Raw genomic sequence first — 24,294 nt, forward strand, 5'->3', positions numbered from 1 at the left:
GGCACCACCTTGAGATCCTGGAGAAGGAGCCTGACACCGCGTGGCCGGCTCGGCTTGCGGGTGACCTCGCTGGTCGGGGCGCTCGCGCTGGCCGTGGCGGTCCTGCAGGTGTCGGTCGCCGGCGCCGGAACCATCCCGCCGCTGGGCGCCGCCATCAACCCCGGCACCGGGGTGTGGATCACCGCTGGCCAGGGCGACGTACCGCACGACCAGACCCTCGGCCTGCCCGGCCTGGACAGCAGCGCCACCGTCTCCTTCGAGGCGAATGGCACCGCGCACATCAACGCCGGCACCGACGCCGACATGTTCCGGGCTCTGGGCTACACCCAGGCCCGCTTCCGCCTGTTCGAGATGGACATGGCGCGCCGCCAGGCCGAAGGACGACTGGCCGAGACCACCAACGACCCCGCCGCGCTGCCCTCCGACGAGTACGAGCTCGACCTCGGGCTGCTGCGCGCCTCCCAGCGGGACTGGGACGCGCTGCCGACGGACTCCCCGGCGCGCGCCGTGCTCAACGAGTACACGCAGGGGGTCAACGCCGCCATGGCGCAGATGAAGAAAGACAATGCCCTGCCTCTCTACTACAAGCTCTTGAACTTCTCCGCCGAGCCGTGGACCCCGGTCGACAGCCTGGCCGTGCAGCGGCTGGAGACCCAGACGCTTTCCTTCGACCCGCTGCCGACCGCGTACAGCTACATCGCCGGAGCGTTCGGCCAGCAGAAGTTCACCCAGCTCTACAAGTCCGTCGGGCAGAACCCGCAGTATCCGTTCGACCCGGGCCCGTACCAGAAGCTGCCACTGACCCCGATGCCGGCGCGCGACGACGGCGCCCCGACGCCGACCGGCGGTACCGTGCCGCAGGCGGCGGGCTCGGCGGCCCAGTTCCAGACTGGTTCCTCCGCGCAGGCGATCGATGCGTCTCTTGCGCTCCAGGACCGGATGTCGCAGCTTCCTGTGAACGCCTACCACACCATCGGCGACAGTAACGCGTGGGTGGTCTCCGGCAAGCTCACGGCCTCCGGCAAGCCGATCATGGCCTCGGACCCGCATCTCAACCTGACCATGCCGTCGATCTGGTACCAGGTGGAGCTGAACTCCCCGTCCTACCACCTGTCCGGCGTGACGCTGCCGGGTGTCCCGGCCGTCCTGGACGGCAAGAACCAGCACATCAGCTGGGGCCTGACCAACTCGCAGCGCCCGAACACCTTCTACTACCTGGAGCAGACTGACGCAGCGCACCCTGACCAGTACTTCTGGGACGGACAGTGGCGGCCGATGGCCAAGATCGTCAACAAGATCAAGAAGCACGACGGCTCGATGGTCACGTACACGACCCGGATGACCGTGCACGGCCCGATCATGACCGTCCAGGGAGTCACCGCGGCGGTGTACTTCACCGGCACGATGCCCAGCGACAACCTCGACAGCATGCTGACGATCGAGAAGGCCACCACCTTCGACCAGGTCCACCAGGCATTGCGCACCTGGGTCACCCCGGCGCAGAACTTCGCCTACGCCGACGACTCCGGGAACATCGGCATCATCAACGCCGGCGTGCAGCCCCAGACCTCCGACAGCTGCCTGCCGTACCTGCCGATGTCCGGCACGGGGGCGTGCGACGTCACCGGCAGCATCCCGTTCGAGGCACTGCCGATCACCTACAACCCGCCGTCCGGCTTCGCCCAGACCGCCAACCAGCGTGAGGTCGGCACCGACTACCCGTACTACTACGGCGAGGGCTACGACTTCTTCGACCAGGGGTGGCGGTCCACCGAGATCACCAAGGCGCTGACGGGGGCGACCGACATCACCTCCCAGCAGATGCAGAACCTGCAGATGTCCTCGGTCGACGACGTCGCCCGGAACCTGCTGCCCACGGTGCTGAACGACTTGCAGGGCGGGCAGTGGGACCCGACGGAGACCAAGGCGATCAACGACCTGAAGAACTGGAACTACAACGTCACCGCGAACTCCACCGCGGCCGCCGTGTTCGGCCGGTTCATGGTGATGTACGGGTACGACGTGTGGCACCCGCTCTGGCAGCAGTACAAGGTCCCGGCGCCGCCACGCGACGTGTTCACGCCGCGCACCAGCGACAGCACCTACGCCGTGGACGGACTCAACGGCCTGCTGATCAACATGACCGTCGGCGACACGACCAATCCGGTGTTCTCGCCGCCCGGATCGACGACCCATGACGCGACCGACGTGGTCCGCGCCGCGTTCGCCTCCGCCGTCGCCGGCCTGGAGAAGACGCGCGGGCCCGACGAGAGCAAGTGGACATTCGGCGGCAGTCACAAGGTGATGATCGCCTCGCTGCTGAAGTCGCCGACGCTCGACGAGGGCCCGTTCCCCACCGGCGGCAGCGGCCGCACCATCGACTCCGTGGTCAGCGCCGCCCCCGTGCGGCACGGCAAGACCCTCACCGGCGTGGCCGTCGGCGGCGTCAGCTGGCGCATGGTCGTCGACTGGGGCACCGGGCAGGCGGTCGGCGTCTATCCCGGCGGACAGAGCGAGAACCCCGCTTCCCCCTGGTACTCGGACCGGCTCGCCGACTGGTTCGCCGGACGCAACTCACCCCTGCTCGAGGGCACTCAGGCCCTGGCAGCGACGAAGGGACGGACATGGACACTCAAGCCCTGACCCGGCGCCTGCCCGGCAGGCGCACCGGCCGCCTGGCCGGCATCGCGGACACGGACACGGGTACGGCCGTGCTCGGCCGGATCCTCACCCGCGGAACGGCCGTCGGCGTCGGCGGCGTCGTCCTGGACTGGGGCGGCAACCAGCTCGGCTGGTGGTGGGTCACCATCCTCGCCGGCATCGGGGCCGCACTGCTGCTGCGCGGCCGCGCGGTGGCCGTGTTCATCGTGGCGGTGCCGCTGGTCAGCTGGGGCGGCGATCTGTTCCGGCGCTGGACCGAGATGGACACCACGCGGGTCTCCCGCGTCACCATCGGCCTGGCCGGCATCAGCGACAACGCCGCGTGGCTCGGCTATGTGCTGACCGTGCTGTACGCGATCGCGCTGTGCGGCACCGGGGCGTGGGTGACCGCGGCCGTGCGGCAGGTCGTCGGCGCCACTCAGGAAGTGCGGCACGGGACCGGAGCGGTCCCGGCACCGGTGCCCGCCGAGGCCCCCATCGAACACCACATCGAGCACCAGGAGGAGACGGTCGGCGATGTCTGACGACGAGGACACCCGCGAGTACGCGGTCGTGATCAACCACGAGGAGCAGTACTCGATCTGGCCGACCGGCCGCGAGCTGCCCAACGGCTGGACCGAGGTCGGCGTCCGCGGTCCCAAGCGCGAGTGCCTGGACCACATCGACCAGGTGTGGACCGACATGCGGCCGCTGAGCCTGCGCAAGGCGATGGCCGCCGCTGCCGCCGGACAGTCGGCGGGGGAGTGAGCATGCTGCGATACAGCCGGGCCTACCTGCCTGAGGCGCTGGGGGCCTTCGCCCCGGCGTCACAGTGGGTGGGCGCGCAGGAGCCCGAGGGCCCGGTGTTCCTCTGGGACGACCTCAGCCTTACCACCGACCCGTTCGTCGACGAGCCGGCGTACCGCGACGAGAGCGAGCAATGGCAGCGGTTCTGCCGTGAGCAGCTCGGGTTCGCGGTCCCGGCCGACGTGGGCTGAGCCGCTTTCACTGCCAAGGAGCTGCCGGACCAGATCGGGTCTGGTCCGGCAGCTCGAAGAGCCATATGAGTCATGGGAGGTCGTCGATGAGTGCCGAACCCGCGATGGCGACGCCGGCCGCGTCACCGAAGACCCGCTCGCCGTTCGCCTCGCTGCGGCGCCGTGACTTCCGCATCCTGGTCGCCGGGCAGTCTCTGTCCACGCTCGGCGACATGGTGTACCTGGTCGCGCTGCCGTTCCTGATCCTCGGCTCCGGCTACGCCACCAGCGGCTTGAGTACCACACTCACCGGCTTCGGCCTGGCCAGGATCGTCACCGCGCTGCCCGGTGGAGCGCTGGCGGACCGGTTCGGCGCGCGGCCGGTGATGCTCGGCGCCGACGTTGTCCGCTGTGGGGCGCTGACCGCGTTGACGGTCACTGCGGCGCGCGGGACGCCCTCGTTGGCGCAGCTGGTCGTCACCGGCGTGGTGCTCGGGGCCTGCGAAGGGGCGCATCTTCCGGCGTACCGGTCCATCACGCCGGCGCTCGTCCCCGATGCGGAGTTGCCCGCCGCGAACTCCGTCAGCATCGCTGCGAACCTGTTCGCCAACGTCATCGGGCCGCCGATCGGAGGCGCGCTCGTTGCGCTGGTCGCGCCATGGCCGGCGATCGGTGCGGACGCTGCATCGTTCGCGGTGTCGGCGCTGGCGCTGGTGGCCATCAATCAGCGGCATCGGGCCACGGTTTCGACCGAGGACTCGCCTTCGGCGCTCGCACCCGATCAGCCGGACACTCCCAGAACGCTGTCCCTCGCCGCCTTCGTCCGCTCCTCGTCGCTGTATCGCACGGTCCTGCTGATGACGGCGGTCCTGGGCGCATCGGTCGGCGGCACGCTGGAGGTCGCCCTGCCAGTCCTGACGCGCAGCCGCCACGACCTCGGGCCCGCCGGCTACGGCTGGCTGATGGCCGCCCTCGGCTTGGGCATGCTCAGCGGCGGCGGGTCGGCCGGCGCCCTCGTCCACGGCAAGCGCCAGGGCTTGATTGTCGTCGCGGCGCTCGCCGTCAACGGCGGCCTGCTCGCTGCGCTACCTCATGTCGGCGGCCTGCTTCCGATGGTGGTGACGATGGCGGTGATCGGTGCGCTCGACGGTGTCCTGGCCGTGCTGGTCATGACCGCGACTCAGCGCATGCCGCCGCCCTACCTGCTGGCCCGGGCCCAGGCTCTGATCAGCCTGGTCACCTTCGCCATGTTCCCGCTGTCGGTGACCGTCGCCGGCCTCGTCCTGCACCACTGGTCCCCTGCGGCGATGTTCCACCTCACCGGTCTCGGTTTCGCAGTGGTGGCGCTGACCGGTCTGGCCAGCCGCAGCCTCCGCCGGCTTTAGTCGTCGGATCCGCCGCTGCCCAGCCGTTTGCGCGCCCTCTCGGCCAGCGACTCGACCTCCAGCAGTCGCGGCAGCAGGTCGCGCTCGGTGGTCAGTGCGCGGAACGCCTCCGCGATGCTGACCCCGTGTCCGGGCCGGTCGAGCACGGTGACCGAATCGCCGGCCTGAACGTCACCTTCCTCGACCACCCGCAGGTACGCGCCGGGGACTGCGCGCTTCGTGAACGTCTTGATCCATCCCTGCTCGCCGAGCCATCCGGCGAACGTCCGGCACGGAATCCGTGGCGCCGTCACCTCCAGCAGCACCGAGCCGATCCGCCACCGCTCACCGACGACCGCGCCGGTGACGTCGAGTCCTGACGTGGTCAGGTTCTCGCCGAACACCCCGTTGTCGAGCACGCGGCCCAACGTGGCGGCCCATACGTCCAGGTCTTCTCTCGCGTAGGCGTACACAGCCTGCGCCTCGCCGCCGTGGAACCGGGTATCGCACAGCGCGTCCCCGGACACCCCGCTGCCGCCGGGTTCGGGAACCGTGATCCGCACCGGCCCCGAGACCGGCCGCTTGTCGATACCGGTGAAGTCGGCGTCGGAGTGCTCGGTGGGCTGCGCCGATCCGACGTTCACCGATACGACCAGGGGAAGCAACGCCATAACCCGACGATAGCCGGGTGCCGGGCGTGCGCGGGTCTCGCAGGTCAGCCGACCGGCCAACCGACCAAGGCAGCTCCGACGCCGAGCACGCCGGCGCCGACCAACGTACTGACGACACCGCGCCGGGCCGCCAGGAGCCAGGCCGCGGCGGTGGCGAGGATCCCGAACTGCCACAGGTGCTGCAGTGCGGCGGCCAGGGGGATCGCGGATCCGGCGATGGCGCCGATCACCGTCGGTCCGGCACCGGTGAGGAAGGATTGGACCCGTTCGCTGGTACGCAGCCGGTCGAAACGCGCGGCGCCGCCGATGACGAACAGGAACGACGGGCCGAAGGCGACCAGCGCCGCCAGCACTCCGCCGCCGACGCCCGCGGCGGCGTAGCCCACCACCGCGACGGTCTGCACCACCGGCCCGGGGGTGATCTGCCCGAGGGCCACGGCGTTGAGGAACTGCGCGTCGCTCATCCAGTGGTAGGTGTGGACGGCGTCATGCTGCATCAGGGGGATGATGACGAATCCGCCGCCGTAGGACAGGGCGCCGACTTTGAACGCCACCCATGCCAACGCCAGGAGCCCGCCGGCTGCCGGGACCGCCGCGGCCAGCGGAAGGGGCATGAAGCTCCGGGTGGTGCGTGGCCCGGCCCGGCCCGTGCGGACAGCCACTTCCAACAGGCCGGTACCGATCATCACCACCACCAGCCAGGGACCGATCAGGGCTGCGGCGATCGCACCGGCGGCGGCGTAGAAGACCCAACGGGTCCGGTCCGGCTTGGCTGTGCCGACCCGCTTCCAGCTGCCCGGTACCAAACCCCACGCGGCGTGCACGGCCACGACGGCCACCGCCGCACCGGCGCCGGCGGCCGCGCCGCGCACCACAAGCGGCGGATGCCCGGCCAGGAACAACGCCGCCAACGCGAGGATCAACGTCAGGCCGGGGACGATGAAACAGATACCGCCGACGATCGCACCGACGGTGCCGCGCAGCCGCCATGCCGTGTACATCGCCAGCTGCGTGGACGCCGGCCCGGGCAGCAGGTTGGTCGCTGCGATGCCGTCCTCGAAGTCGGTCTCGGTCAGCCATTTGCGGCGCTTGACGCACAGGTCACGCAGTAGCGCGATGTGTGCGGGCGGGCCGCCGAAGCCGATGCAGCCGATGCGTCCCCACTCGCGGGCGATGGTGGCCAGGCCGACTGGTCGGCCGTCACCCTGGCCTGGCGCGGCCTCCGCAAGGTTCGCCACGCCTGAAGCTCCTGACTACCTGCCCGATCGCGGCCTCGATTTCGGGTCACCATAACTTATGGCCGAGGCCGGCCAGTGTCTCGGCAGGAGCGTTCGCTCGCCGAGTGCGACGGTGCTGGTACAGATCAGCGCGGCGCTGTGCATCCTCGCGGCGTTCACCCTGAACCAGCTCGGAAAGGCCGACCAGAAGTCGCTCGGCTACCTGGTGCTCAACGCCGCGGGGTCCGGGGCGCTGAGCGAGATCGCGGTCGCGCAGCACCAGTGGGGATTCACGATGCTCGAAGGCGTCTGGTGCGTCGTCTCCCTGGTCAGCCTGCTGCACAGCCGGGTCGGGCGCTGACGGGTCGGCAGACGTCACCACGGCCGTGGCCGTACTCGTCTGACGCCGGGACGTCGGGACAACCGGGCCGCGCCTCAGATCCAGTCCTTGCGGCGGAACACGCCGAACAGGATCACGGACAGCCCTATGGTGACGCCGGTGGACGTCCAGAACCCGGTGTGCGTGCCGAAGCCGGGGTAGGGGACGTTCTGGCCGTAGAAACCGGTGACCGCGGTCGGGACCGCGATGATCGCGGCCCAGCTCGTGACCTGCTTCATGATGACGTTCAGCCGGTTGGAGCGGATCGTCAGGTGCGTCTCGAAGACCGCGGTGATCAGGTCGCGCAGCGACTCGGTCCACTCGGTGGCGCGCAGGACGTGGTCGTAGACGTCCTGGAAGTACGGCACTATCTCGGGGTCGACGATGTGCAGGTCGCGGCGCAGGACGGCGTTGACGACCTCGCGCATCGGCATGACGACCCGGCGCAGGGCGACCAGGGACTTGCGCAGCTCGAAGGTGCGCCGCTGCATCTCGCTGTCCTTCGGGTCGCCGTCGAACAGCTGCTCCTCCAGCGCCTCGATCTGGGTGTCGAGGGTCTGGACGGCTTCGAAGTGCGTGTCGACGACGAAGTCCAGCAGCCCGTACAGCAGGAATCCGACGCCGTACTTGACCAGGTCCGGGGAGGAGTCCCAGCGCTCGACGACCTTGTCGATCCGGAAGCCCTCGGTCTTGCGGACGGTCACCAGGGCGCCGGTGGTGATGAACGCGGCGACCTCGTGCTTGACCAGCTGCCCGGAGACCTCGTCCAGGTCGACGGCGTACGCGGTCAGGAACAGGTGGCTGGCGTAGCGGTCGAGTTTGGGCCGCTGGTGCTCGTGGACGGCGTCCTCCACCGCCAGCGGGTGCAGGCCGAGTTCCTCGCTGATCGCGGCCAGGTCTTCCTCGGTGGGCTCGCACAGGTCGAACCACACCACGGAGGACGGATCGGCAAGGTGTTCGGAGATCTGCGTGGGATCGAAGTTCTCGGCTTCCAGCACGCCGTTGCGGTACAGGCGGGTCCGTGACATGGGCGTCAGCCTAACCCGGCGCCGAGACGGCGCCGCGTGACAGATCAGCACGTGGTCGCCAGGCGTCGCCGCACACGGCACGGTCCGGCCAAGAATCACAAACCCGCCGCTCACGTCTCGCGTGCCCAGAAGGATCTGCGAATCCGGCATAGATCGATCTTGGCGGAGCGGCTCCTGGGGGAAAGCGGCAACTCGGCCCCGGACGACGTGACCGCCGAACGGTTGCCGTCGCGGGCGACGAAGGCCCACGAGGTCACCTCGAGAATTGACACCTCGGCGGACTCGCCCTGGGGGATCGATGCATCGAAGGCGCGAGTGCTGGCGCGTCGACGGGAAGCCGTTCGACGCTGTCGATTGCGGAGTCTGTGGTCGGCCAGCGATGCCACCCATCCCCGAGGGCAGATCGTCGACTGGGGTGAGGTGACGACAGCGATCCCACCTCCGACCGGAAACTCGACGGGCGCGGCGGCGCAGTGCGTCCACAGCGCGCGGGCCCGGGCGGTGAGATCGTCGATGAGGTCGTCCACAGCCTTGATCATGCCGCGCCAGGCCGAGCTGCACGCGTCGACGAGGGACTCCCAACGTGATCCAAGCATCGGCGCCCGAGATTCGCACGGCTCGCAGGCGTCGCTCGTGAGAGCTGTCGCGGTGTGGGCCGATGGCGGTCGATAGGCGTGTGTGACCTGTGGGCGATCGCCCTGCGCGTGCTTGGATCGCGTTGGAGACGGCTTCGGAATCGTCGCGTGGTGCTGTGCTGTGCCCATGAGCGGACACATGTGCCGGCGGGCCGCGCGGTGAGCGCCGGTAACGTCGTCGGGCTGATTGTCGCGGTCGGTCTGGTCCTCTATCTCGTGCTGGCCGTCCGATATCCGGGGAAGTTCTGATGGATCTCCAGACCACTGATATATCGGGTCCGCGATACCAGCTGGCGGTCCGGCGTGTGCTGTGCCGCTACGGCACGATCGCCGGGCCCTGCGATCCACCGGTGGACCGGATGCATTGATCCTCACTGCTCACTCATTGGCCCCATATGCCCTCCTCGCAATGTTTGTCACGAACGTGTATTGCGGTTACCGTCCGCGTCAAACGGACACTTCTGGAGGCATCGTGGAGGTCGTTCTTCCAGTCATCGGATACCTGTCCCTGGTCACGCTGATCGTGGCGAGCCCGCGGATCGGCCCGCGCCGCACGCGCAGACAGGCGACCGCAGTCGCCGAAGCCCTGTGCGGCACGTACGGATTCGTGGCAGCGCCGGGCGTGGACCATGTCCTGCGCGTCACGACGGCACCGCCTTTCCACTACGGCTCCGACCATCGGTTCGAAGACGTCGTCACCGGCGAGATCGGTGGCCTGCCTGTCACCTCGGCGACGTACGTCTGCCGGTACAACGGCTCCCCGCACCTGTACGGCGTCGCGGCGGTCACCATGCCCGGGCCGGGAGTGCCGGAGCGGATCGAGATCCGGTCCGAGCCGGTCTTCGAAAGCGCGTGGGCCATCGACGCCCCGCCGAAGGGGCGGGCGCGCACCGGCCGGCCCGACATTGATGCCGCGTTCGAGCTGTATCTGCCCGACCGGGGCGAGAAGGCCGACGGCCTGCTCACCGAGGACAGCGTCAGCGCGCTGCTACACGTCTCGGAGCGGCCCAGCCTGCGCGTGGAGGGCCGGCAACTGCTGGTGTGGCGCCGCGACGGGTGGTCTTCCCCTGACGCCCTCATCCAGGCGGTGACTGCCGCGACCGGGTTGGCCGACCGCATGCGCCTCGTGGGCTGACAGCTTGGCTGTCAGACGCGGCTTGCCCGCGGTTGCGTTCCCGCGCCGCGCTGATCTGGGAATCGCGCGGCGCGGATCGTATCCGGCGGATCTCTTCCTGCTATGCGCGGGCCACCGGTCCGCGTCGATTCGACCGGCTCCCAAGCGAGGGCTCCTGCTGCGCGAAAGCCATGCCGACCTGCGTAGCGAGCATCGCAGCGACCTGACGAGCCTGCAGCGACGGCGCGGTCCCGGGGGCCGGTGTGAGCATGAACCTGCCGAAGACCGTGCCCCCGGAGCCGGTACGCAACTCGATGTCCTGGTCGGGGAAACCGTGCTCGTCGATGTTCCAGCGTGTCTCGCCCCAGGACATCGTGCCATCCGGTTCGAGCTGTGGTGGGCGGCCCAGGAGCTGTCCTGGCTCGAAGCGGATGTCCCGCAAGCCGAGCAGCGTCACCAGCTGAGTCCCCACCTGTTCGGCGACTTCGTGGGGATCGCGGCCGGCGGCGACGAGCCGGATCGTCGAACGCAGTTCACTGAGATAGGCGGTGTCGTAGATGACGGTGCGCCGGGCGTGCCGGGCCCGTATCGCGAGTTCGCTGACCGCGACGCCGACGGCGAGCAGCAGAACCGTTGTCTCGATGTCTGTGCTGCGGGTGATGGTGAACCGTTCATAAGGCGTCGTCCAGAAGAAGTCGTACCAGAGCGCAGCCGATATGGCTGTGAGGATTCCCGCTGTGCGATGGCCGTTCGCGGCGACCGCCACGATGGCCACGACGAGAAGAAGCGCGACGTCGGTGTTGGCCAGCGACGACCGCCATGGCAGGAGCACCGCCGCCAGCGCGGGCGGCAGCGCCACGGCGGCGAGCATCGCCCACCGGTCGCGGTGAACACGGCCGAAGTACTTCATACCTCCTGTGTACCGCTGTCCGCGGTCGGCAGCTGTTTGGATCGCGTGTGCGTTTCGGGCGCTGGCTACGCCTGCGAAGGCTCAGGTTCGATCGACCTCGGCAGCGTGATCACCATGGTCAGCCCGCCGCCGGGCGTCTCCTCCGGGATGAGCGTCCCCGACATCGCCTCGACCAGCCCGCGGGACAGCGCCAGGCCGAGGCCGATCCCAGTGGTGTTGTCGCGGTCGCCGAGGCGCTGGAACGGGGTGAAGATCCGTCCGAAGTCCTGGGGCGGGATGCCGGGGCCGCGGTCGATGACCCGCAGGTCGACGGTGTCGCCGAGAGTGCTGGCGGTCACCGTGACCGGGTGGTGGTCGGTGCCGTGTTTCAGGGCGTTGGCGATGAGGTTGGCCACGGCCCGCTCCAGCAGCACCGGGTCGGCGCTGACCTCGGGGACGGTCTCGAAGCCGCCGAGCGTGATCCGGTGCCGGTCGATGCCGCTCAGACTGCCCATCGCCGCCTCGGTGACGTCCTCGACGTTGGTCGGCTCCAGATTCAGGGTCAAGGCGCCGGCCTGTAGCCGGCTCATGTCCAGCAGGTTGTCCACCAGGCGGGTCAGCTGGTCCAACGACTCGTCGGCGCTGCTGAGCAGCTCTGCCCGGTCGTCGGCCGGCAGGTCGATCGACGTGTTCTGCAGCCCGGTGACGGCTAACTTGGCGGTGGCCAGGGGAGTGCGAAGGTCGTGCGAGACCGCCGCGAGCAGCGCCGTGCGCATCTTGTCGGCCTCGGCCAACGGTACGGCCTGCGCGGCCTGGCGGGCCAGCCTCGATCGTTCCAGCGCCACCGCGGTCTGCGCGGCGAACGCTGTGAGGACCCGCTGGTCGGTCGCCGGCAGCGTGCGTCCGGTCAGCGCGAGCATGGTGTCCGGCCCGGCGCTGACCAGCACGTCGGCCTCGCCGGGGGTGCGGCACGGCATGGCGCCGGTCGTCGAGGTCGCCGCGACCAGCCGCCACGCGTCCGGGTCGTCCTGCTCGTCGGGACGCGGCGGCAGCGAGGGGTCGGCACGCTCCAGCAGCGCCGCCGACTCCATCCCGAACGTCTCCCGGAACCGTCCCAGCAGCGCGCCGATCGCCTCGTCCCCGCGCAGCACCGACACCGCGAGCTCGGAAAGGGTCTCGGCCTCGGCGGAAGCCTTGGCGGCCCGGCGGGACTGCCTGGCCGCCAGATCCACGACCGAGGCGACGGTCAGACCCACCACGACGAAGACCACCAGGGCGATGACGTTGTTGCCCGCGGCGATGGTGAGTTCATAGAAGGGCGGGATGAAGTAGTAGTTGAGCAGCAGCGAGGCCGTGACCGAGGTGAACAGCGCGGAGAACAGGCCGCCGAGCCGCGCCACCAGCACCACCCCGCTGAGCATGATCATGGAGTCGCTGACCAGGTTCAGCCGGGTCCGCAGGTTCGCGAGCACCAACGTCAGTACGAAAGGCAGGATCAGGCCGAACAGCGGCGCGGCCCAGCGCCTGCCGTCCTGCGGCAGGCGAAGGGCCCGGCGCAGCAGGGCGAAGTGACCAGCGTCGGCTGCGGAGCGTTCGTGCGTGACCATGTGCACGTCGATGTCGCCGGACTGCTGCACCACGGTCTCGCCGATGCCGTAGCCGCCCAGGAACCGCTCCAGCCGGCCCCGGCTGGACACGCCGAGCACGAGCTGGGTGGCGTGCTCGGCACGCGCGAACTGCAGCAGGGCCTCGGGGATGTCGTCGCCGACCACCGAGTGGAAGGTGCCGCCGAGGGATTCGACCAGGGCCCGCTGTTCGGCCAGCGACTTCGGTGAGGCCTCGGTGAGTCCGTCGGAGCGGGCCACGTGCACGGCGAGCAGGTCGGAGGCCTTGGCGCCGACTCTCTGGGCGATGCGGGCCGCCCGGCGGATCAACGTCGGGCCCTCCGGCCCGCCGGTCAGCGCGACCACCACCCGCTCGCGGGTCTCCCAGACCTTGTCGATGCCGTGCTGGTCGCGGTAGCGCTGCAGGCCCTCATCGACCCGGCCGGCCACCCACAGCAGCGCCAGCTCGCGCAGCGCGCCGAGGTTGCCGGGGCGGAAGTAGTTCGACAGCGCGGCGTCGATCTTGTCCGGCTTGTAGATGTTGCCGTGCGCCATCCGGCGGCGCAGCGCCTCAGGAGTCTGGTCCACCAGTTCGATCTGGTCGGCCGAGCGGACCACCTCGTCGGGGACTGTCTCGCGCTGCGGCACGCCGGTGATCTTCTGCACCACGTCGTTCAGCGATTCCAGGTGCTGCACGTTGACCGTGGTGAGGACGTCGATGCCGGCGTCGAGCAGTTCCTCGACGTCCTGCCAGCGCTTGGCGTTGCGCGAGCCGGGGATGTTGGTGTGTGCGAGCTCGTCGACGACCGCCACCTGAGGGTGGCGTGCCAGCACGGCGTCGACGTCCATCTCGGTGAAGGTGGTCCCGCGGTATTCGATCGTCTTGCGGGGGATCACCTCCACGCCGTCGAGCATCGCCTGGGTGTGCGGCCGGTCGTGGGTCTCCACGAACCCGATGACGACGTCGGCGCCGCGTTCGGCGCGCCGCCGGGCCTCGTCGAGCATGTGGTAGGTCTTGCCGACTCCTGGCGCCGCGCCCAGGTAGACCCGCAGTCTGCCGCGCCCGCCCATCTCGCCTCCGTCTCGGAATCGATCCTGTCACGGTTCTCCCAAGGTGCACTCCCATCAGCCGTTTGGACGCCGTGCGCAACGGCAGCGGGGGCGCTTGCATCCCGCTTGCGTCAGGTTGGGAGGGAACCTCTCCGGGATTCACTAGGCACGCCCTTTTCCCTCACACAAAGGAGCACCTGATGGCCGACGTGATTTTCGTCGGGATCACGATCGCGTTCTTCGCCCTTCTCGCGTTGATCATCAAGGGGGTCGAGCGTCTTGAGCGCTGAGAACATCATCGGCCTGATCGTGTCGGTCCTGCTGGTCGGCTATCTCATAGCGGCCCTGATCCTCCCGGAGAAGTTCTGATGTCGGACACCTGGGCCGGCTTGCTCCAAGTCGCCGCCCTGGTCCTCCTGCTGGCCGTGTCCTACCGGCCGCTGGGGGACTACATGGCGCACATTCTCACCTCGAAGAAGCATCTTCGGGTGGAGAAGGTCCTGTACAAGACGATGGGCGTGGATTCCGAGGCGGACCAGACGTGGGGCACGTACCTGCGGTCGGTGTTCGCGATCTCCGCCGTCGGGGTCCTGCTCCTGTACCTGATCCTGCGGATCCAGCATCATCTGATGTTGGCGCTGGGCATGCCGAAGGTGAACGCGGACCTGGCGTACAACACGGCGGCGTCGTTCGTGACCAACACCAACTGGCAGAACTACTCGGGCGAGAACACGCTGGGCTATGTCGCGCAGATGACCGGTCTGGCGGTGCAGAACTTCGTGTCGGCCTCGGTCGGTATCGCGGTGGTCGCGACGCTGATCCGCGGCTTCACGCGCTCCAAGACGGACCGGTTGGGCAATTTCTGGGTGGATCTGACCCGGATCATCTTCCGTCTGATGCTGCCGTTCTCGATCGTGTTCTCGTTGGTCTTGATTGCCAGTGGTGCGGTGCAGTCGCTGGGTGACCACTTGACGGTGGTGCACACGCTCAACGGCGACCAGAGTCTGTACACCGGTGCGACCGCCTCGCAGGAGGTCATCAAGGAGCTCGGTACCAACGGTGGCGGTATCTTCAATGCCAACTCCGCGCATCCGTTCGAGAACCCGACGGCGTTCACGAACCTGTTGGAGATCTATCTGCTGCTGGTGATCGGGTTCGCGCTGCCGCGGACGTTCGGGAAGATGGTCGGCTCGCACAGGCAGGGCTACACGATCTTGTCGGTGATGGCGATCATCTGGATCGGTTCGCTGGCCTTCTCCACGTTCGTCGAGACGCATCACCACGGCATCAACCTGGCCGACGGTCACGCGGCGTTGGAGGGTAAGGAGTCCAGGTTCGGTATCCCGGCCTCGACGTTGTTCATGACCTCTACGACGTTGACTTCGACCGGTGCCATCAACTCCTGGCACGACTCGTATACACCGCTTGGCGGTGGTGCGGCCATGTTCAACATGATGTTGGGTGAGATCGCGCCCGGCGGTACCGGTTCGGGGCTGTACGGCATGTTGGTCCTGGCCATCGTCACGGTGTTCATCGCCGGTCTGATGGTCGGCCGTACGCCGGAGTACCTGGGTAAGAAGATCCGTCCGGCGGAGATGAAGTACGCGGCGTTGTACATCCTGACCACGCCCGCTGTGGTGCTGGTCTTCACCGGTCTGGCCATGGCGCTGAAGGGTGAGACAGCCTCGATCAGCAGCGGCAACCTGTACGACGGCCATCCAACGCCACACGGCTTCTCCGAGGTGTTGTACGCGTTCACCTCGATGGGCAACAACAACGGTTCGGCTTTCGGCGGTCTGTCCGGGAACACGCACTGGTGGAACACCGCCGGCGCGCTGGCCATGATGTTCGGCCGGTTCCTGCCGATGATCTGGGTGCTGGCGCTGGCCGGTTCGCTGGCCAAGCAGAAGCCGGTGCCGGAGACCGAGGGCACGCTGAAGACCGCCTCGCCGCTGTTCGCGGGGATGCTGCTGGGCACCGTGCTGCTGGTGGTCGGCCTCACCTACTTCCCGGCCCTGTCGCTCGGGCCGCTCGCTGAAGGACTGCACTGATGTCCACCGATGCCGTGACTCAAGTCCCCGCTACCGGTGGGACTCCGCAACCGAAGCAGGACACCGAGGGCCGAAAGATCGGCGCCGGTTTCCTGGACCCGAAGATGCTCTGGAAGTCGCTTCCGGACGCGCTGAAGAAGCTCGACCCCCGGGTGATGATGAAAAACCCGGTCATGTTCGTCGTCGAGGCTGGTTCCGCGCTCACCACCTGGCAGGCGATCGCGCATCCGTCGGTGTTCGCCTGGGTGATCACCGTCTGGCTGTGGCTGACCGTGGTGTTCGCCAACCTGGCTGAGGCGGTGGCCGAGGGCCGTGGCAAGGCGCAGGCCGCCACCTTGCGCAAGGCCAAGACCACGACCGTGGCCCGGCGCCTGGCGTCCTGGACTCCGGGTGTCTCCGGGGCGGCCGGTGTCTCCGGCGAGGTCACCGAGGTTCCCGGCACCGATCTGATGCTCGGCGACTTCGTGGTGGTCGAGGCCGGCCAGGTCATCCCCGGCGACGGCGACGTCGTCGAGGGTGTGGCCTCGGTGGACGAGTCGGCGATCACCGGCGAGTCGGCCCCGGTGATCCGGGAGTCCGGCGGCGACCGGTCGGCGGTCACCGGCGGCACCAAGGTGCTGTCGGACCGGATCGTCGTGAAGATCACGTCCAAGCCGGGTGAGACCTTCATCGACCGGATGATCAGCCTGGTCGAGGGTGCGAACCGGCAGAAGACGCCGAACGAGCTGGCGCTGAACGTGCTGCTGGCCTCGCTGACGATCGTGTTCCTGCTCGCGGTGGTCACGCTGCAGCCGATGGCTACCTGGGCCGGCGCCGCGCAGTCGCTGGTGGTCATGGTTTCGCTGCTGGTGGCGCTGATCCCGACCACGATCGGCGCGCTGCTCTCCGCGATCGGCATCGCCGGCATGGACCGCCTCGTCCAGCGCAACGTGCTGGCGATGTCCGGACGCGCGGTCGAGGCCGCCGGCGACATCAACACCCTGCTGCTGGACAAGACCGGCACCATCACCTTGGGCAACCGCCAGGCCTCCGAGTTCGTCCCGGTCGTCGGGGTGGACAAGGACGCCCTTGCAGACGCCGCGCAGCTGTCGTCGCTGGCCGATGAGACGCCGGAGGGCCGCTCCATCGTGGTGCTGGCCAAGACCGGCTACGGGCTGCGCGAGCGGCACCAGGGCGAGCTGACCGGCGCGGAGTTCGTGCCGTTCACCGCGCAGACCCGGATGTCCGGGGTGAACCTGCACGACGGCCGGGAAGTCCGCAAGGGCGCCGGGGCCGCGGTGATGAAGTGGGTCCGCGACAACGGCGGGCACCCCACCGACGAGGTCGGCCAGCTGGTCGACGCCATCTCCGGCGCCGGCGGTACCCCGCTGGTGGTGGCGGAGCACGTGCCCGGCCAGCCGGCCCGCACCCTGGGCGTCATCCATTTGAAGGACGTCGTCAAGGAAGGCATCCGCGAGCGTTTCGCCGAGCTGCGGGCGATGGGCATCAAGACGGTCATGATCACCGGGGACAACCCGCTGACCGCCAAGGCCATCGCCGAGGAGGCCGGGGTCGACGACTTCCTGGCCGAGGCGACGCCCGAGGACAAGATGGCGCTGATCAAGAAGGAGCAGGAGGGCGGCAAGCTGGTCGCGATGACCGGCGACGGCACCAACGACGCCCCCGCTTTGGCGCAGGCCGACGTCGGCGTGGCCATGAACACCGGGACCTCGGCCGCCAAGGAGGCCGGGAACATGGTGGACCTGGACTCCAACCCGACCAAGCTGATCGAGATCGTCGAGATCGGCAAGCAGCTGCTCATCACCCGCGGCGCGCTGACCACCTTCTCCATCGCCAACGACGTCGCGAAGTACTTCGCGATCATCCCGGCCATGTTCACCGTCATCTATCCGGGCCTGCACGTCCTCAACATCATGGGCCTGCACTCGCCGAAGTCGGCGATCACCAGCGCCATCATCTTCAACGCGCTGATCATCATCGGCCTGATCCCGCTGGCGCTGCGCGGCGTGCAGTACAAGCCGTCCTCCGCCTCCGCGCTGCTGCGGCGAAACCTGGTGATCTACGGTGCCGGCGGTCTGGCGCTGCCGTTCGTCGGCATCAAAGTGATCGACCTGATCATCCAGTTCATCCCCGGATTGAAGTAGGAAGAGCCGACCAATGAAACTCGGAGCAACCATCCGGCGCTACAGCGCCGCCATCCGGGCCATGGTGGTGTTCACCGTGATCCTCGGGATCGCCTATCCGCTCCTGATAACCGGGATCGCGCAACTCGCCTTCAAGGACAAGGCCAACGGGTCGCTCATCAAGGACGCCTCGGGCAAGGTCGTCGGCTCCTCGCTGCTGTGCCAGCAGTACGTCGACAAGTCCGGGAACGCCCTGCCGCAGTACTTCCAGGCCCGGCCGTCCAACGCCGCCAACTCGTCGAACTCCAGCGACCCCGGCTGCAACTACAGCTACTCCGGCGGGTCCAACCTGGGCACCAGCAGCGCCACGCTCAAGGGCACCATCGAGGGCCGGATCGCCTCCTACGCCAAGGCGTACAGCATCGACCCGACCAAGGTGCCCGAGGACGCGGTGACTGCCTCGGCCTCCGGGCTGGACCCGGGGATCTCGGTGGAGAACGCCGACGACCAGGCCGCCTCGGTGGCCAAAGCCCGCGGCCTCGACACGGCGACCGTCGACAAGCTGGTCAAGGACAACACCACCGGCCGCTCCCTGGGCTTCCTGGGAGAGAAGTACGTCAACGTGGTGACCCTGAACCTGGCCCTGGACAAGGCACACCCCGTCACCGCGAGCAGCTGATCCTGATGCGGGGCCGGCGCCGTGATCGGCGTCGGCCCCGTCGTGTTCTCAGCTTTCAGTTCTCTGGTGTGACGGCGGCTTCCGCACGGTCGAGCTCCAGTTGCAGTCGTCGCCGGGTGGTGTCGCTGACCATCCCCTCGGTGTAGAGCCGCCGCAGTTCGGCCGTCTGCACGCCGATGATGTCGCGTTGCAGTGCCGCGTAGTCGGCGGCCGGCCAGGCACCGTCGGGACGGTGTCCCAGGCGCGCGGTGTAGCGGCGGCGGGCGCGTTCCAGCACGGCTTCCGGGACGGTGGTGGTCTCGGCCAGGCCGTCGAGGTAGTCCAGGGCGGATTCGGCCAGGGCGGTGCGGGCGGCGGCCTCCTTGCTGGCGCGCAGTGCCGGGTCCACGGCCAGGCCGGAGCCGGTGACCACACCGGCCAGGCTCAGGCCCTGCAGGGTGAGGGTCGCTGCCACGACGCTGGTCGTGAGCACGAGGATCAACGGCCGTCCGGCCAGCGGCGCGCCGTCGTCGGCAGCGAGCGGGATGGTCAGCGCCGCGGCCAAGGGCATCACGCCGCGGGTCCCGGCCCAGGTCACCACCCGCGTGGTGGCCCAGGTCGGGAACGCGCGGGTGGGTTTGGCGACGGCGACCGTCGGCCACACCCACAGCACCCGGATCCCGACCAGGACGGCGGCCAGCGCCGCGGCCTGCAACGGCCACCAGCCGGTGTGCGGCGGCAGGTCACGCACCATGGTCGGCAGCTCCAGGCCGATGAGGGCGAACACCACCGATTCCAGCAGGAACACGATGACCGCGTACACGGCCTGCACCTGTAGCCGGATACGGGCGTCGCTGGTGCGGTGGCCCATGCCGCCGCTCGCCACGCCGGCCACGACCACCGCGGTCACCCCGGAGGTGCCGACGGACTCGGCCAGGATGTACGCGGCATATGGCGTGACCAGCGCGATGACGGTCTGCAGCACAGGATCGGCGGTGCGGGAGCGCAGCAGGACCACGAGCACCGACAGCGCCGCGCCGATGCCCGCGCCGCCGCCTGCCAGCAGCACGAACTGGCCTCCAGCGCCGAGCCAGGAAACGGTTCCGGCGCTCACCGCGACGCCGACCGCGACCTTGAACAGCACCAGCGACGTGGCGTCGTTGAACAAGCTCTCGGCCTGCACGAGTGTCTGGATGCGGCCGGGCAGTGCCAGGCGGCGGCTCAGCGCGGTGACCGCGACCGGGTCGGTGGAGGCCAGCACCGCCCCGAGGACGAAGGCCATCGACGCCGAGAGCGCGGTCAGCTGCGAGGCCAGCCCGGCCACCGCCGCAGCGGTGGCGAGCACCAGACCGAAGGCCAGCAAGGCCACCGGACGCCACACCGCGCGCAGGTCACGCAGCGACATCTCCTCCGCCGAGGCGAACAGCAGCGGCGGCAGCACGATCAACGCGATTGTCTCCGGCGCGACGCGTACCGCCGGCACTCCGGGGAGCAGCGCGACCGCGAGGCCGGCCAACACCAGCAGCGACGGGGCTGGGATACGAAGGCGTTGAGCGAAAGTGGCGACCGCTGTGCCCAGTACGACCAGGGCCAGGACGATCCCCACTGCGTGCATCGCGGGCACCTCGGAGCCATTCGTCGGGGCCTGCCGTCGTCGGCGGTTCTTCCCGAGCCGACCAGACTTCCCGGCGCACCGTCGCCAGTTTAGTGATCTTCCAGTGGCGACGTCACCTGATTAGCGGGCGAGAACGGCACATGGCCCGTGCCGAACCCGGCACGGGCCATGTGGTCTGACTGTTCAGGCGCCGGGGCGGCGGCCGTGGTTCGCCGTCTTCTTCCGGCGGGCGCGCTTCTTGCGGGCGCGTTTGGACACGGGTGCTCCCTTCGGAGTGGGTGCGGATGCGGAGACGACCGGGAATCAGCCGGTGATATTCGGCGGCCGGTCGTCATGGCTCCGCTCGGCGCTCCAGCAGGACACACGGCGGTTGATCACGACCCCATGAAAGCATCGCGTCGCCAGGTCGGCGGTCGCCGCCAACGGGGGTCAAGCACTCGCCGAACTCGCTCCTCGCATCCGTGACGGCTTTGCGAGGCAGTCGTGGGCGATTCGTATGCCCCATGTTTGAACGATGCGGGGCGAGTTGCCGGTGATATCCGTTACCTGCTTTGCTGGTCGCGTGATCACCGAAGGCGTACAGCGGCGCCCCGCGAACGGCGGGGCCGCGAGGGCTTGCGCCGTCTGCCCAGCCGGTGATCCGGGCCGCCGGCATGACGACCGGCCGCCTCATCGCGTCGAGCTCTGAGTAGACCGCGGTCCGACAGGCTCGGTCCGCGGCTGTTGTCGCTGACGCCTGCCAAACCTATGGAATCCGACCTGACTCCTCCTTCAGGCGGCTGACCACCACGCCGATCGCCCGCGCCGACCCAACAACGGCGGGCTCGGGCCCGGTGCCCCTCATCGAAACCGGAAAGCTCTCACCACCATGTCGAAGAACTCGACCTCCTCTCGCACTGTCCTGGTCACCGGCGCCGACGCCGGCCTCGGATTGGAGATCGCGCGGCAGCTCGCCGCGCAGCGGGCCCACGTCATCGTGCACGCCCGTACGCCCGAACTCGGCGAGCAGGCCGTGCGCACCCTCGTGGCCGACGGCGCGCAGGCCGGACGGCTGTCGCTGGTCACGGCCGACTTCGCCGACCTCGCCCAGGTCACCGCCATGGCCCGGCAGGTCGCCGCCGACCACCGGAAGCTGGACCTGCTGGTCAACAACGCCGCGATGTTCGGGACGCAGACCCGCACCCTCACCGCCGACGCTCACGAGTCCACCTTCCAGGTCAACTACCTGGCGCCCTACCTGCTGACCCGGCTGCTGTGGCCGATGCTCACCGCCGAGCCGGGAAGCCGCGTGGTCAACGTGTCCTCGGCCCTGCACCGGGGCGGCCGGCTGCACTGGGGCGACGTCGACTCGGCCAAGCGCTACTCGGCGGTCGCCGCCTACGCGCAGTCCAAACTCGCGCTGAACCTGTTCACCAAAGCCGTCGCGGTCCGGGGCGGGACCGGCCTGATCGCCGCCAGCGTGCACCCCGGGATCCTGGCGACCGACATGGTCCGGAACTACACCCGCCAACTGGGGCGCCCGGTGTCCGAGGGCGCGGCAGCGGTGCTGCACTTGGCCAACGCGCACGTCGAGGACGGCGGGTACTACGAGGGCGTCGCCGCCTCCGTCCCCAACCTGCTGATGAACGACCCGAGCTCGGTGGACCGGCTGTGGAAGCTCAGCGCCCGGCTGGTCGGGCTGGCTGCCTGAAGAAGACGTCCACCGCAGGACGCGCGGGCCCGGACGGTTTGTCCGGGCCCGTGTACGCGCGCTCAGCCGATCGCCACCGCTGGTCGACGCCGACGACGCTGAAGGGATGCGCGGCTCTCGTGTCGGAGTCGGCCCTGTTCGCCAAGGCCACGGATCTGATGCAGTAGTCGGTGTTGTCGGCGGCCAAGGCCGTCGCGGCGAGTAACGGAGCGGCGTTGGAGACCTCGTATGAAGCCCGGTACGGCTCGGCCGAGGCAGCGGAGTCCAGGAGCTGCCGGTGCGACGCACCAACCGGCTCGTGAACCCAGGACCGGCCGCGGCGACGGTGCTCACGCTTGTCCTGACCGTCTGGGGAGCATCGACGATGAGCGGCGCCGCCGAGCACGTGCGCGGCGCCAAGAAGGACGCCTTCGACTCGATCGCCGCGCTCACCTCACCGTAGCCAAGGCGCTCAGCACCAACGGCGCGCGGCAACGCCGACGAGAGCCGGATCAAAGTCGACTCGTCCCGGGCGGCGCAGTATCAGGACTCATATCTACAAAAGAACCAGCAACTTATGGACGTGGACTCAGAGGCGACGCTCGGGTCCTATGACGCGGCGGAGAAGTCCGCGCTGGACGCGTACTTCACCGGCGAGCGGGCAGTGGCCGAGCAGATGCTGCGCGCCTGCCAGACTTACGAACTCGACGACCGCAAGCTGCGCCAGAAGATCACCACCGACCTGCCCGAGGCCGTCCGCTTCGACACCAGCCCTGCGGCCGGCCTCCGGCGACGGCTGGCCGAATACCGCTGACCGAACACACTCGACGGCTTCCCTCCCGGAGCCGATGGTGACGAACGTCGCACAGGCAAGATGTTTGCATCATTGCGGACCGCGTTTGCATCCCATGAGCAACACGGTCGCCGGGTGTGACAGCGAGTTCACTTAAAGGACGGAACCCCGCCACCGGAAGGCAACGGCGCCAGTGACGCACATCCTTGTCGTGGACGACGAGCCACAGATCCTGCGAGCCCTCCGCATCAACCTGAAGGCCCGCGCATACGACGTGGACACGGCCGAGCGGGGCGTGGACGCCCTCACCTCAGTGGCCCGCCGGGTTCCCGACCTGGTGCTGCTCGACCTGGGGCTTCCCGACATGGACGGCCTGGACGTCATCCAGGGACTGCGCGGCTGGACGGACGTGCCGATCGTGGTGCTCTCCGGCCGCACCGAGCAGGTGGACAAAGTGCGTGTGCTCGACGCCGGGGCGGACGACTACGTCACGAAGCCGTTCTCGATGGAGGAACTCCTGGCACGGCTGCGGGCGGTGCTGCGCCGCCGGGAGATCGCAGCCGAGCCGGGCGCGCTGCTCAGCGCCGAATACGTCATCGGCCCGAGCACCGTGGACCTGGCGCGGCACACCGTGACCCGCGACGGCGAGCAGGTACGGCTCACCCGCACCGAATGGGCCGTGCTCGAGATGCTGCTGCGTCACCCCAATCAGCTCATCACCATCACCCGCATGATGGCCGACGTGTGGGGCCAGGCCGACTCCATGGACGGCGGCCACCTGCGCTTCCACATCGCCCGGCTGCGGCGCAAGCTCGAGGCCGACTCGCAGCGGCCCGTCCACCTGATCACCGAGTTCGGAACCGGCTACCGCTTCGTCCCAGCCGCGCCGGCCGTGGCAGTCGCGCCGGCCGTGGCCGAGTCGCAGGTTTCGTGAGATGCGGCTTTGCGTTCCCGCCGACGCTGTGTGCGAAGCGTTGTCGCCCCTACCGCACGACGGCGCGTGGGATTGCACTGGACCTTGAAACCCCGCGAAGACATGCGATGTCAAGAATCACTTCACACCCCGCGCGAAGAGGCGACTCCCTGATGACGCTCATGATCCGCTACGACTACGTCAGCTGGGAGAAGCTCTTCCCGGGCTGCGGCGTCGACCTCACCGCGCTGAGATACGAACCCCCTGACGACTACCTGGCAGGAGCCGAGGCAGCCCTGAAGCATCTGCGGCTGGGCCGCAGCCCGAAACCGGGCACGATCACCGAGATGCGCGACGACCTCAGGGACGCTCTAGCCGCCGCCACCCATCTGGAGTCCTGCTACGCCGCGGTGCTGTTCCCCAAGCCGAAACGCAACTCCGACCACCTGTGGCTGGAGTTCACCGCCTACGACAACACCCAAGCGGACCTGACCGTGACGGACGCCCTGCACGATGAGCTCCTCGACCCGGCGCATACCGAAGTCGTCGTCCAAGGGCCCAGCCAGCTCGAGCTGCCCTGCGGGGCGGCCCTGCGGGTGCTGCAGACGACGGTCACCCGCGCACCGGACGGCACGAGGACCCACCGCTTCCCCCGCCTGACGATCTGCGGATCCAATGCCTCCGGCAGCACCCTGTTCACGATCCGCAGCTACGCCACCACCGAGACGCTCACTGAGATCCTCGACGAGTTGGTCACGGCTTGGGCCAGAGGACTGGCCTTCTCGGACTGAATCAGTACACGAATCTACGCCCTCAAGTGCGGTGTATTCGTCGTCTCCCTCATACTGCGGCGGCTCGCCGTTGCTCGCCAGCGGCGAGCAGCCCGCCAAGTCCCCTGAGTCTG

Annotated in this window: 24 protein-coding genes; 16 read left to right on the top strand and 8 right to left on the bottom strand. The window is 68.9% G+C overall.

Going from position 1 to position 24,294, the window contains the following annotated elements; translation table 11 throughout:
* The first annotated feature begins 9 nt into the window (after positions 1 to 9).
* The 5 genes from GWK61_RS05315 (at position 10) to GWK61_RS05335 (ending at position 5,002) form a co-directional block, all read left to right on the top strand.
* Entirely contained in the window at positions 10 to 2,643 is a 2,634-nt protein-coding gene (locus tag GWK61_RS05315) for a penicillin acylase family protein (RefSeq protein WP_194905563.1), read from the top strand.
* A complete protein-coding gene (locus tag GWK61_RS05320) occupies positions 2,625 to 3,185 on the top strand; it encodes a hypothetical protein (RefSeq protein ID WP_194905565.1) in 561 nt (186 codons plus the stop codon). The genes GWK61_RS05315 and GWK61_RS05320 overlap by 19 nt, the downstream gene beginning before the upstream one ends.
* A complete protein-coding gene (locus GWK61_RS05325) occupies positions 3,178 to 3,408 on the top strand; it encodes an MbtH family protein (protein WP_194905566.1) in 231 nt (76 codons plus the stop codon). The genes GWK61_RS05320 and GWK61_RS05325 overlap by 8 nt, the downstream gene beginning before the upstream one ends.
* Positions 3,409 to 3,410: 2 nt before the next feature.
* Entirely contained in the window at positions 3,411 to 3,638 is a 228-nt protein-coding gene (locus GWK61_RS05330) for a hypothetical protein (RefSeq protein WP_194905568.1), read from the top strand.
* 86 nt (positions 3,639 to 3,724) lie between these two features.
* Positions 3,725 to 5,002: an MFS transporter gene (locus tag GWK61_RS05335; protein WP_194905571.1), complete on the top strand. Its 1,278-nt coding sequence runs from the start codon at positions 3,725 to 3,727 to the stop codon at positions 5,000 to 5,002.
* Here the strand turns inward: GWK61_RS05335 and GWK61_RS05340 are convergent.
* Both GWK61_RS05340 and chrA read right to left on the bottom strand, forming a co-directional pair.
* A complete protein-coding gene (locus GWK61_RS05340; RefSeq protein ID WP_194905573.1) occupies positions 4,999 to 5,652 on the bottom strand; it encodes an MOSC domain-containing protein in 654 nt (217 codons plus the stop codon). The genes GWK61_RS05335 and GWK61_RS05340 overlap by 4 nt on opposite strands.
* A gap of 44 nt (positions 5,653 to 5,696) precedes the next feature.
* The gene (gene chrA, locus GWK61_RS05345; protein WP_194905575.1) at positions 5,697 to 6,890 is read right to left on the bottom strand and encodes a chromate efflux transporter; all 1,194 of its coding nucleotides are present in this window, start codon (positions 6,888 to 6,890) and stop codon (positions 5,697 to 5,699) included.
* A gap of 112 nt (positions 6,891 to 7,002) precedes the next feature.
* Here chrA and GWK61_RS05350 point away from each other — a divergent pair, with 112 nt between their 5' ends.
* Entirely contained in the window at positions 7,003 to 7,230 is a 228-nt protein-coding gene (locus tag GWK61_RS05350; protein WP_194905577.1) for a CBU_0592 family membrane protein, read from the top strand.
* A gap of 74 nt (positions 7,231 to 7,304) precedes the next feature.
* Here the strand turns inward: GWK61_RS05350 and GWK61_RS05355 are convergent, their stop codons facing one another.
* Complete coding sequence (locus GWK61_RS05355; RefSeq protein ID WP_194905579.1) at positions 7,305 to 8,276, bottom strand: magnesium transporter CorA family protein; 972 nt, start codon at positions 8,274 to 8,276, stop codon at positions 7,305 to 7,307.
* Positions 8,277 to 8,386: 110 nt separating this feature from the next.
* On the bottom strand, positions 8,387 to 8,803 hold the full coding sequence (locus GWK61_RS05360) for a hypothetical protein (RefSeq protein WP_194905581.1): 417 nt from the start codon (positions 8,801 to 8,803) through the stop codon (positions 8,387 to 8,389).
* Positions 8,804 to 9,383: 580 nt separating this feature from the next.
* On the opposite strand from GWK61_RS05360, the gene GWK61_RS05365 reads away from it, so the two are divergent.
* Entirely contained in the window at positions 9,384 to 10,046 is a 663-nt protein-coding gene (locus GWK61_RS05365; RefSeq protein ID WP_194905583.1) for a hypothetical protein, read from the top strand.
* Between the two features lie 100 nt (positions 10,047 to 10,146).
* Here GWK61_RS05365 and GWK61_RS05370 read toward each other — a convergent pair whose 3' ends face one another.
* Together GWK61_RS05370 and GWK61_RS05375 are read right to left on the bottom strand one after the other, a co-directional pair.
* Positions 10,147 to 10,935 (bottom strand): DUF4118 domain-containing protein, encoded by a 789-nt coding sequence (locus GWK61_RS05370; protein ID WP_194905585.1) that lies wholly within the window; start codon positions 10,933 to 10,935, stop codon positions 10,147 to 10,149.
* A 65-nt stretch (positions 10,936 to 11,000) separates the two neighbouring features.
* Positions 11,001 to 13,589 carry an ATP-binding protein gene (locus tag GWK61_RS05375; protein WP_194905587.1) on the bottom strand — a complete coding sequence of 863 codons (2,589 nt, stop codon included), beginning with the start codon at positions 13,587 to 13,589 and terminating at the stop codon, positions 11,001 to 11,003.
* Between the two features lie 258 nt (positions 13,590 to 13,847).
* On the opposite strand from GWK61_RS05375, the gene kdpF reads away from it, so the two are divergent.
* The 4 genes from kdpF to kdpC are packed head-to-tail and all read left to right on the top strand — an operon-like array spanning position 13,848 to position 18,421.
* The gene (gene kdpF / locus GWK61_RS05380) at positions 13,848 to 13,937 is read left to right on the top strand and encodes a K(+)-transporting ATPase subunit F (protein WP_194899130.1); all 90 of its coding nucleotides are present in this window, start codon (positions 13,848 to 13,850) and stop codon (positions 13,935 to 13,937) included.
* On the top strand, positions 13,937 to 15,619 hold the full coding sequence (gene kdpA / locus GWK61_RS05385) for a potassium-transporting ATPase subunit KdpA (protein WP_194905589.1): 1,683 nt from the start codon (positions 13,937 to 13,939) through the stop codon (positions 15,617 to 15,619). Before kdpF ends, kdpA begins: the two co-directional genes overlap by 1 nt.
* On the top strand, positions 15,619 to 17,763 hold the full coding sequence (gene kdpB / locus GWK61_RS05390) for a potassium-transporting ATPase subunit KdpB (protein WP_194905591.1): 2,145 nt from the start codon (positions 15,619 to 15,621) through the stop codon (positions 17,761 to 17,763). The genes kdpA and kdpB overlap by 1 nt, the downstream gene beginning before the upstream one ends.
* Positions 17,764 to 17,776: 13 nt before the next feature.
* Positions 17,777 to 18,421: a potassium-transporting ATPase subunit KdpC gene (kdpC, locus tag GWK61_RS05395; RefSeq protein WP_194905593.1), complete on the top strand. Its 645-nt coding sequence runs from the start codon at positions 17,777 to 17,779 to the stop codon at positions 18,419 to 18,421.
* A gap of 55 nt (positions 18,422 to 18,476) precedes the next feature.
* Here kdpC and GWK61_RS05400 read toward each other — a convergent pair whose 3' ends face one another.
* Positions 18,477 to 20,015: a Na+/H+ antiporter gene (locus tag GWK61_RS05400; protein WP_194905594.1), complete on the bottom strand. Its 1,539-nt coding sequence runs from the start codon at positions 20,013 to 20,015 to the stop codon at positions 18,477 to 18,479.
* 183 nt (positions 20,016 to 20,198) lie between these two features.
* Positions 20,199 to 20,273, bottom strand: a complete 75-nt coding sequence (locus GWK61_RS61490) for a 50S ribosomal protein bL37 (protein ID WP_438939751.1) — start codon at positions 20,271 to 20,273, stop codon at positions 20,199 to 20,201.
* Positions 20,274 to 20,883: 610 nt separating this feature from the next.
* Between GWK61_RS61490 and GWK61_RS05405 the strand changes: the two genes are divergently transcribed.
* From GWK61_RS05405 to GWK61_RS05425, 5 genes are all read left to right on the top strand, one after another.
* Positions 20,884 to 21,705: an SDR family NAD(P)-dependent oxidoreductase gene (locus GWK61_RS05405; protein ID WP_194905596.1), complete on the top strand. Its 822-nt coding sequence runs from the start codon at positions 20,884 to 20,886 to the stop codon at positions 21,703 to 21,705.
* 277 nt (positions 21,706 to 21,982) lie between these two features.
* A complete protein-coding gene (locus GWK61_RS05410; RefSeq protein WP_194905598.1) occupies positions 21,983 to 22,147 on the top strand; it encodes a hypothetical protein in 165 nt (54 codons plus the stop codon).
* Positions 22,148 to 22,261: 114 nt separating this feature from the next.
* On the top strand, positions 22,262 to 22,498 hold the full coding sequence (locus GWK61_RS05415) for a hypothetical protein (protein ID WP_194905600.1): 237 nt from the start codon (positions 22,262 to 22,264) through the stop codon (positions 22,496 to 22,498).
* Between the two features lie 172 nt (positions 22,499 to 22,670).
* Complete coding sequence (locus GWK61_RS59305; protein ID WP_194905603.1) at positions 22,671 to 23,411, top strand: response regulator; 741 nt, start codon at positions 22,671 to 22,673, stop codon at positions 23,409 to 23,411.
* A gap of 152 nt (positions 23,412 to 23,563) precedes the next feature.
* Positions 23,564 to 24,181: a hypothetical protein gene (locus tag GWK61_RS05425; protein ID WP_194905605.1), complete on the top strand. Its 618-nt coding sequence runs from the start codon at positions 23,564 to 23,566 to the stop codon at positions 24,179 to 24,181.
* Positions 24,182 to 24,294: the final 113 nt, after the last annotated feature.

The organism is Catenulispora rubra (assembly GCF_015356825.1).
Lineage (GTDB): Bacteria > Actinomycetota > Actinomycetes > Streptomycetales > Catenulisporaceae > Catenulispora > Catenulispora rubra.

Coding starts and splice junctions, on each gene's coding strand:
- GWK61_RS05320 (WP_194905565.1), top strand. CDS start 2,625: ATGGACACTCAAGCCCTGACCCGGCGCCTGCCCGGCAGGCGCACCGGC.
- GWK61_RS05325 (WP_194905566.1), top strand. CDS start 3,178: ATGTCTGACGACGAGGACACCCGCGAGTACGCGGTCGTGATCAACCAC.
- GWK61_RS05330 (WP_194905568.1), top strand. CDS start 3,411: ATGCTGCGATACAGCCGGGCCTACCTGCCTGAGGCGCTGGGGGCCTTC.
- GWK61_RS05335 (WP_194905571.1), top strand. CDS start 3,725: ATGAGTGCCGAACCCGCGATGGCGACGCCGGCCGCGTCACCGAAGACC.
- GWK61_RS05340 (WP_194905573.1), bottom strand. CDS start 5,652: ATGGCGTTGCTTCCCCTGGTCGTATCGGTGAACGTCGGATCGGCGCAG.
- GWK61_RS05355 (WP_194905579.1), bottom strand. CDS start 8,276: ATGTCACGGACCCGCCTGTACCGCAACGGCGTGCTGGAAGCCGAGAAC.
- GWK61_RS05370 (WP_194905585.1), bottom strand. CDS start 10,935: ATGAAGTACTTCGGCCGTGTTCACCGCGACCGGTGGGCGATGCTCGCC.
- GWK61_RS05375 (WP_194905587.1), bottom strand. CDS start 13,589: ATGGGCGGGCGCGGCAGACTGCGGGTCTACCTGGGCGCGGCGCCAGGA.
- kdpA (WP_194905589.1), top strand. CDS start 13,937: ATGTCGGACACCTGGGCCGGCTTGCTCCAAGTCGCCGCCCTGGTCCTC.
- kdpB (WP_194905591.1), top strand. CDS start 15,619: ATGTCCACCGATGCCGTGACTCAAGTCCCCGCTACCGGTGGGACTCCG.
- kdpC (WP_194905593.1), top strand. CDS start 17,777: ATGAAACTCGGAGCAACCATCCGGCGCTACAGCGCCGCCATCCGGGCC.
- GWK61_RS05400 (WP_194905594.1), bottom strand. CDS start 20,015: ATGCACGCAGTGGGGATCGTCCTGGCCCTGGTCGTACTGGGCACAGCG.
- GWK61_RS05405 (WP_194905596.1), top strand. CDS start 20,884: ATGTCGAAGAACTCGACCTCCTCTCGCACTGTCCTGGTCACCGGCGCC.
- GWK61_RS05415 (WP_194905600.1), top strand. CDS start 22,262: ATGGACGTGGACTCAGAGGCGACGCTCGGGTCCTATGACGCGGCGGAG.
- GWK61_RS05425 (WP_194905605.1), top strand. CDS start 23,564: ATGACGCTCATGATCCGCTACGACTACGTCAGCTGGGAGAAGCTCTTC.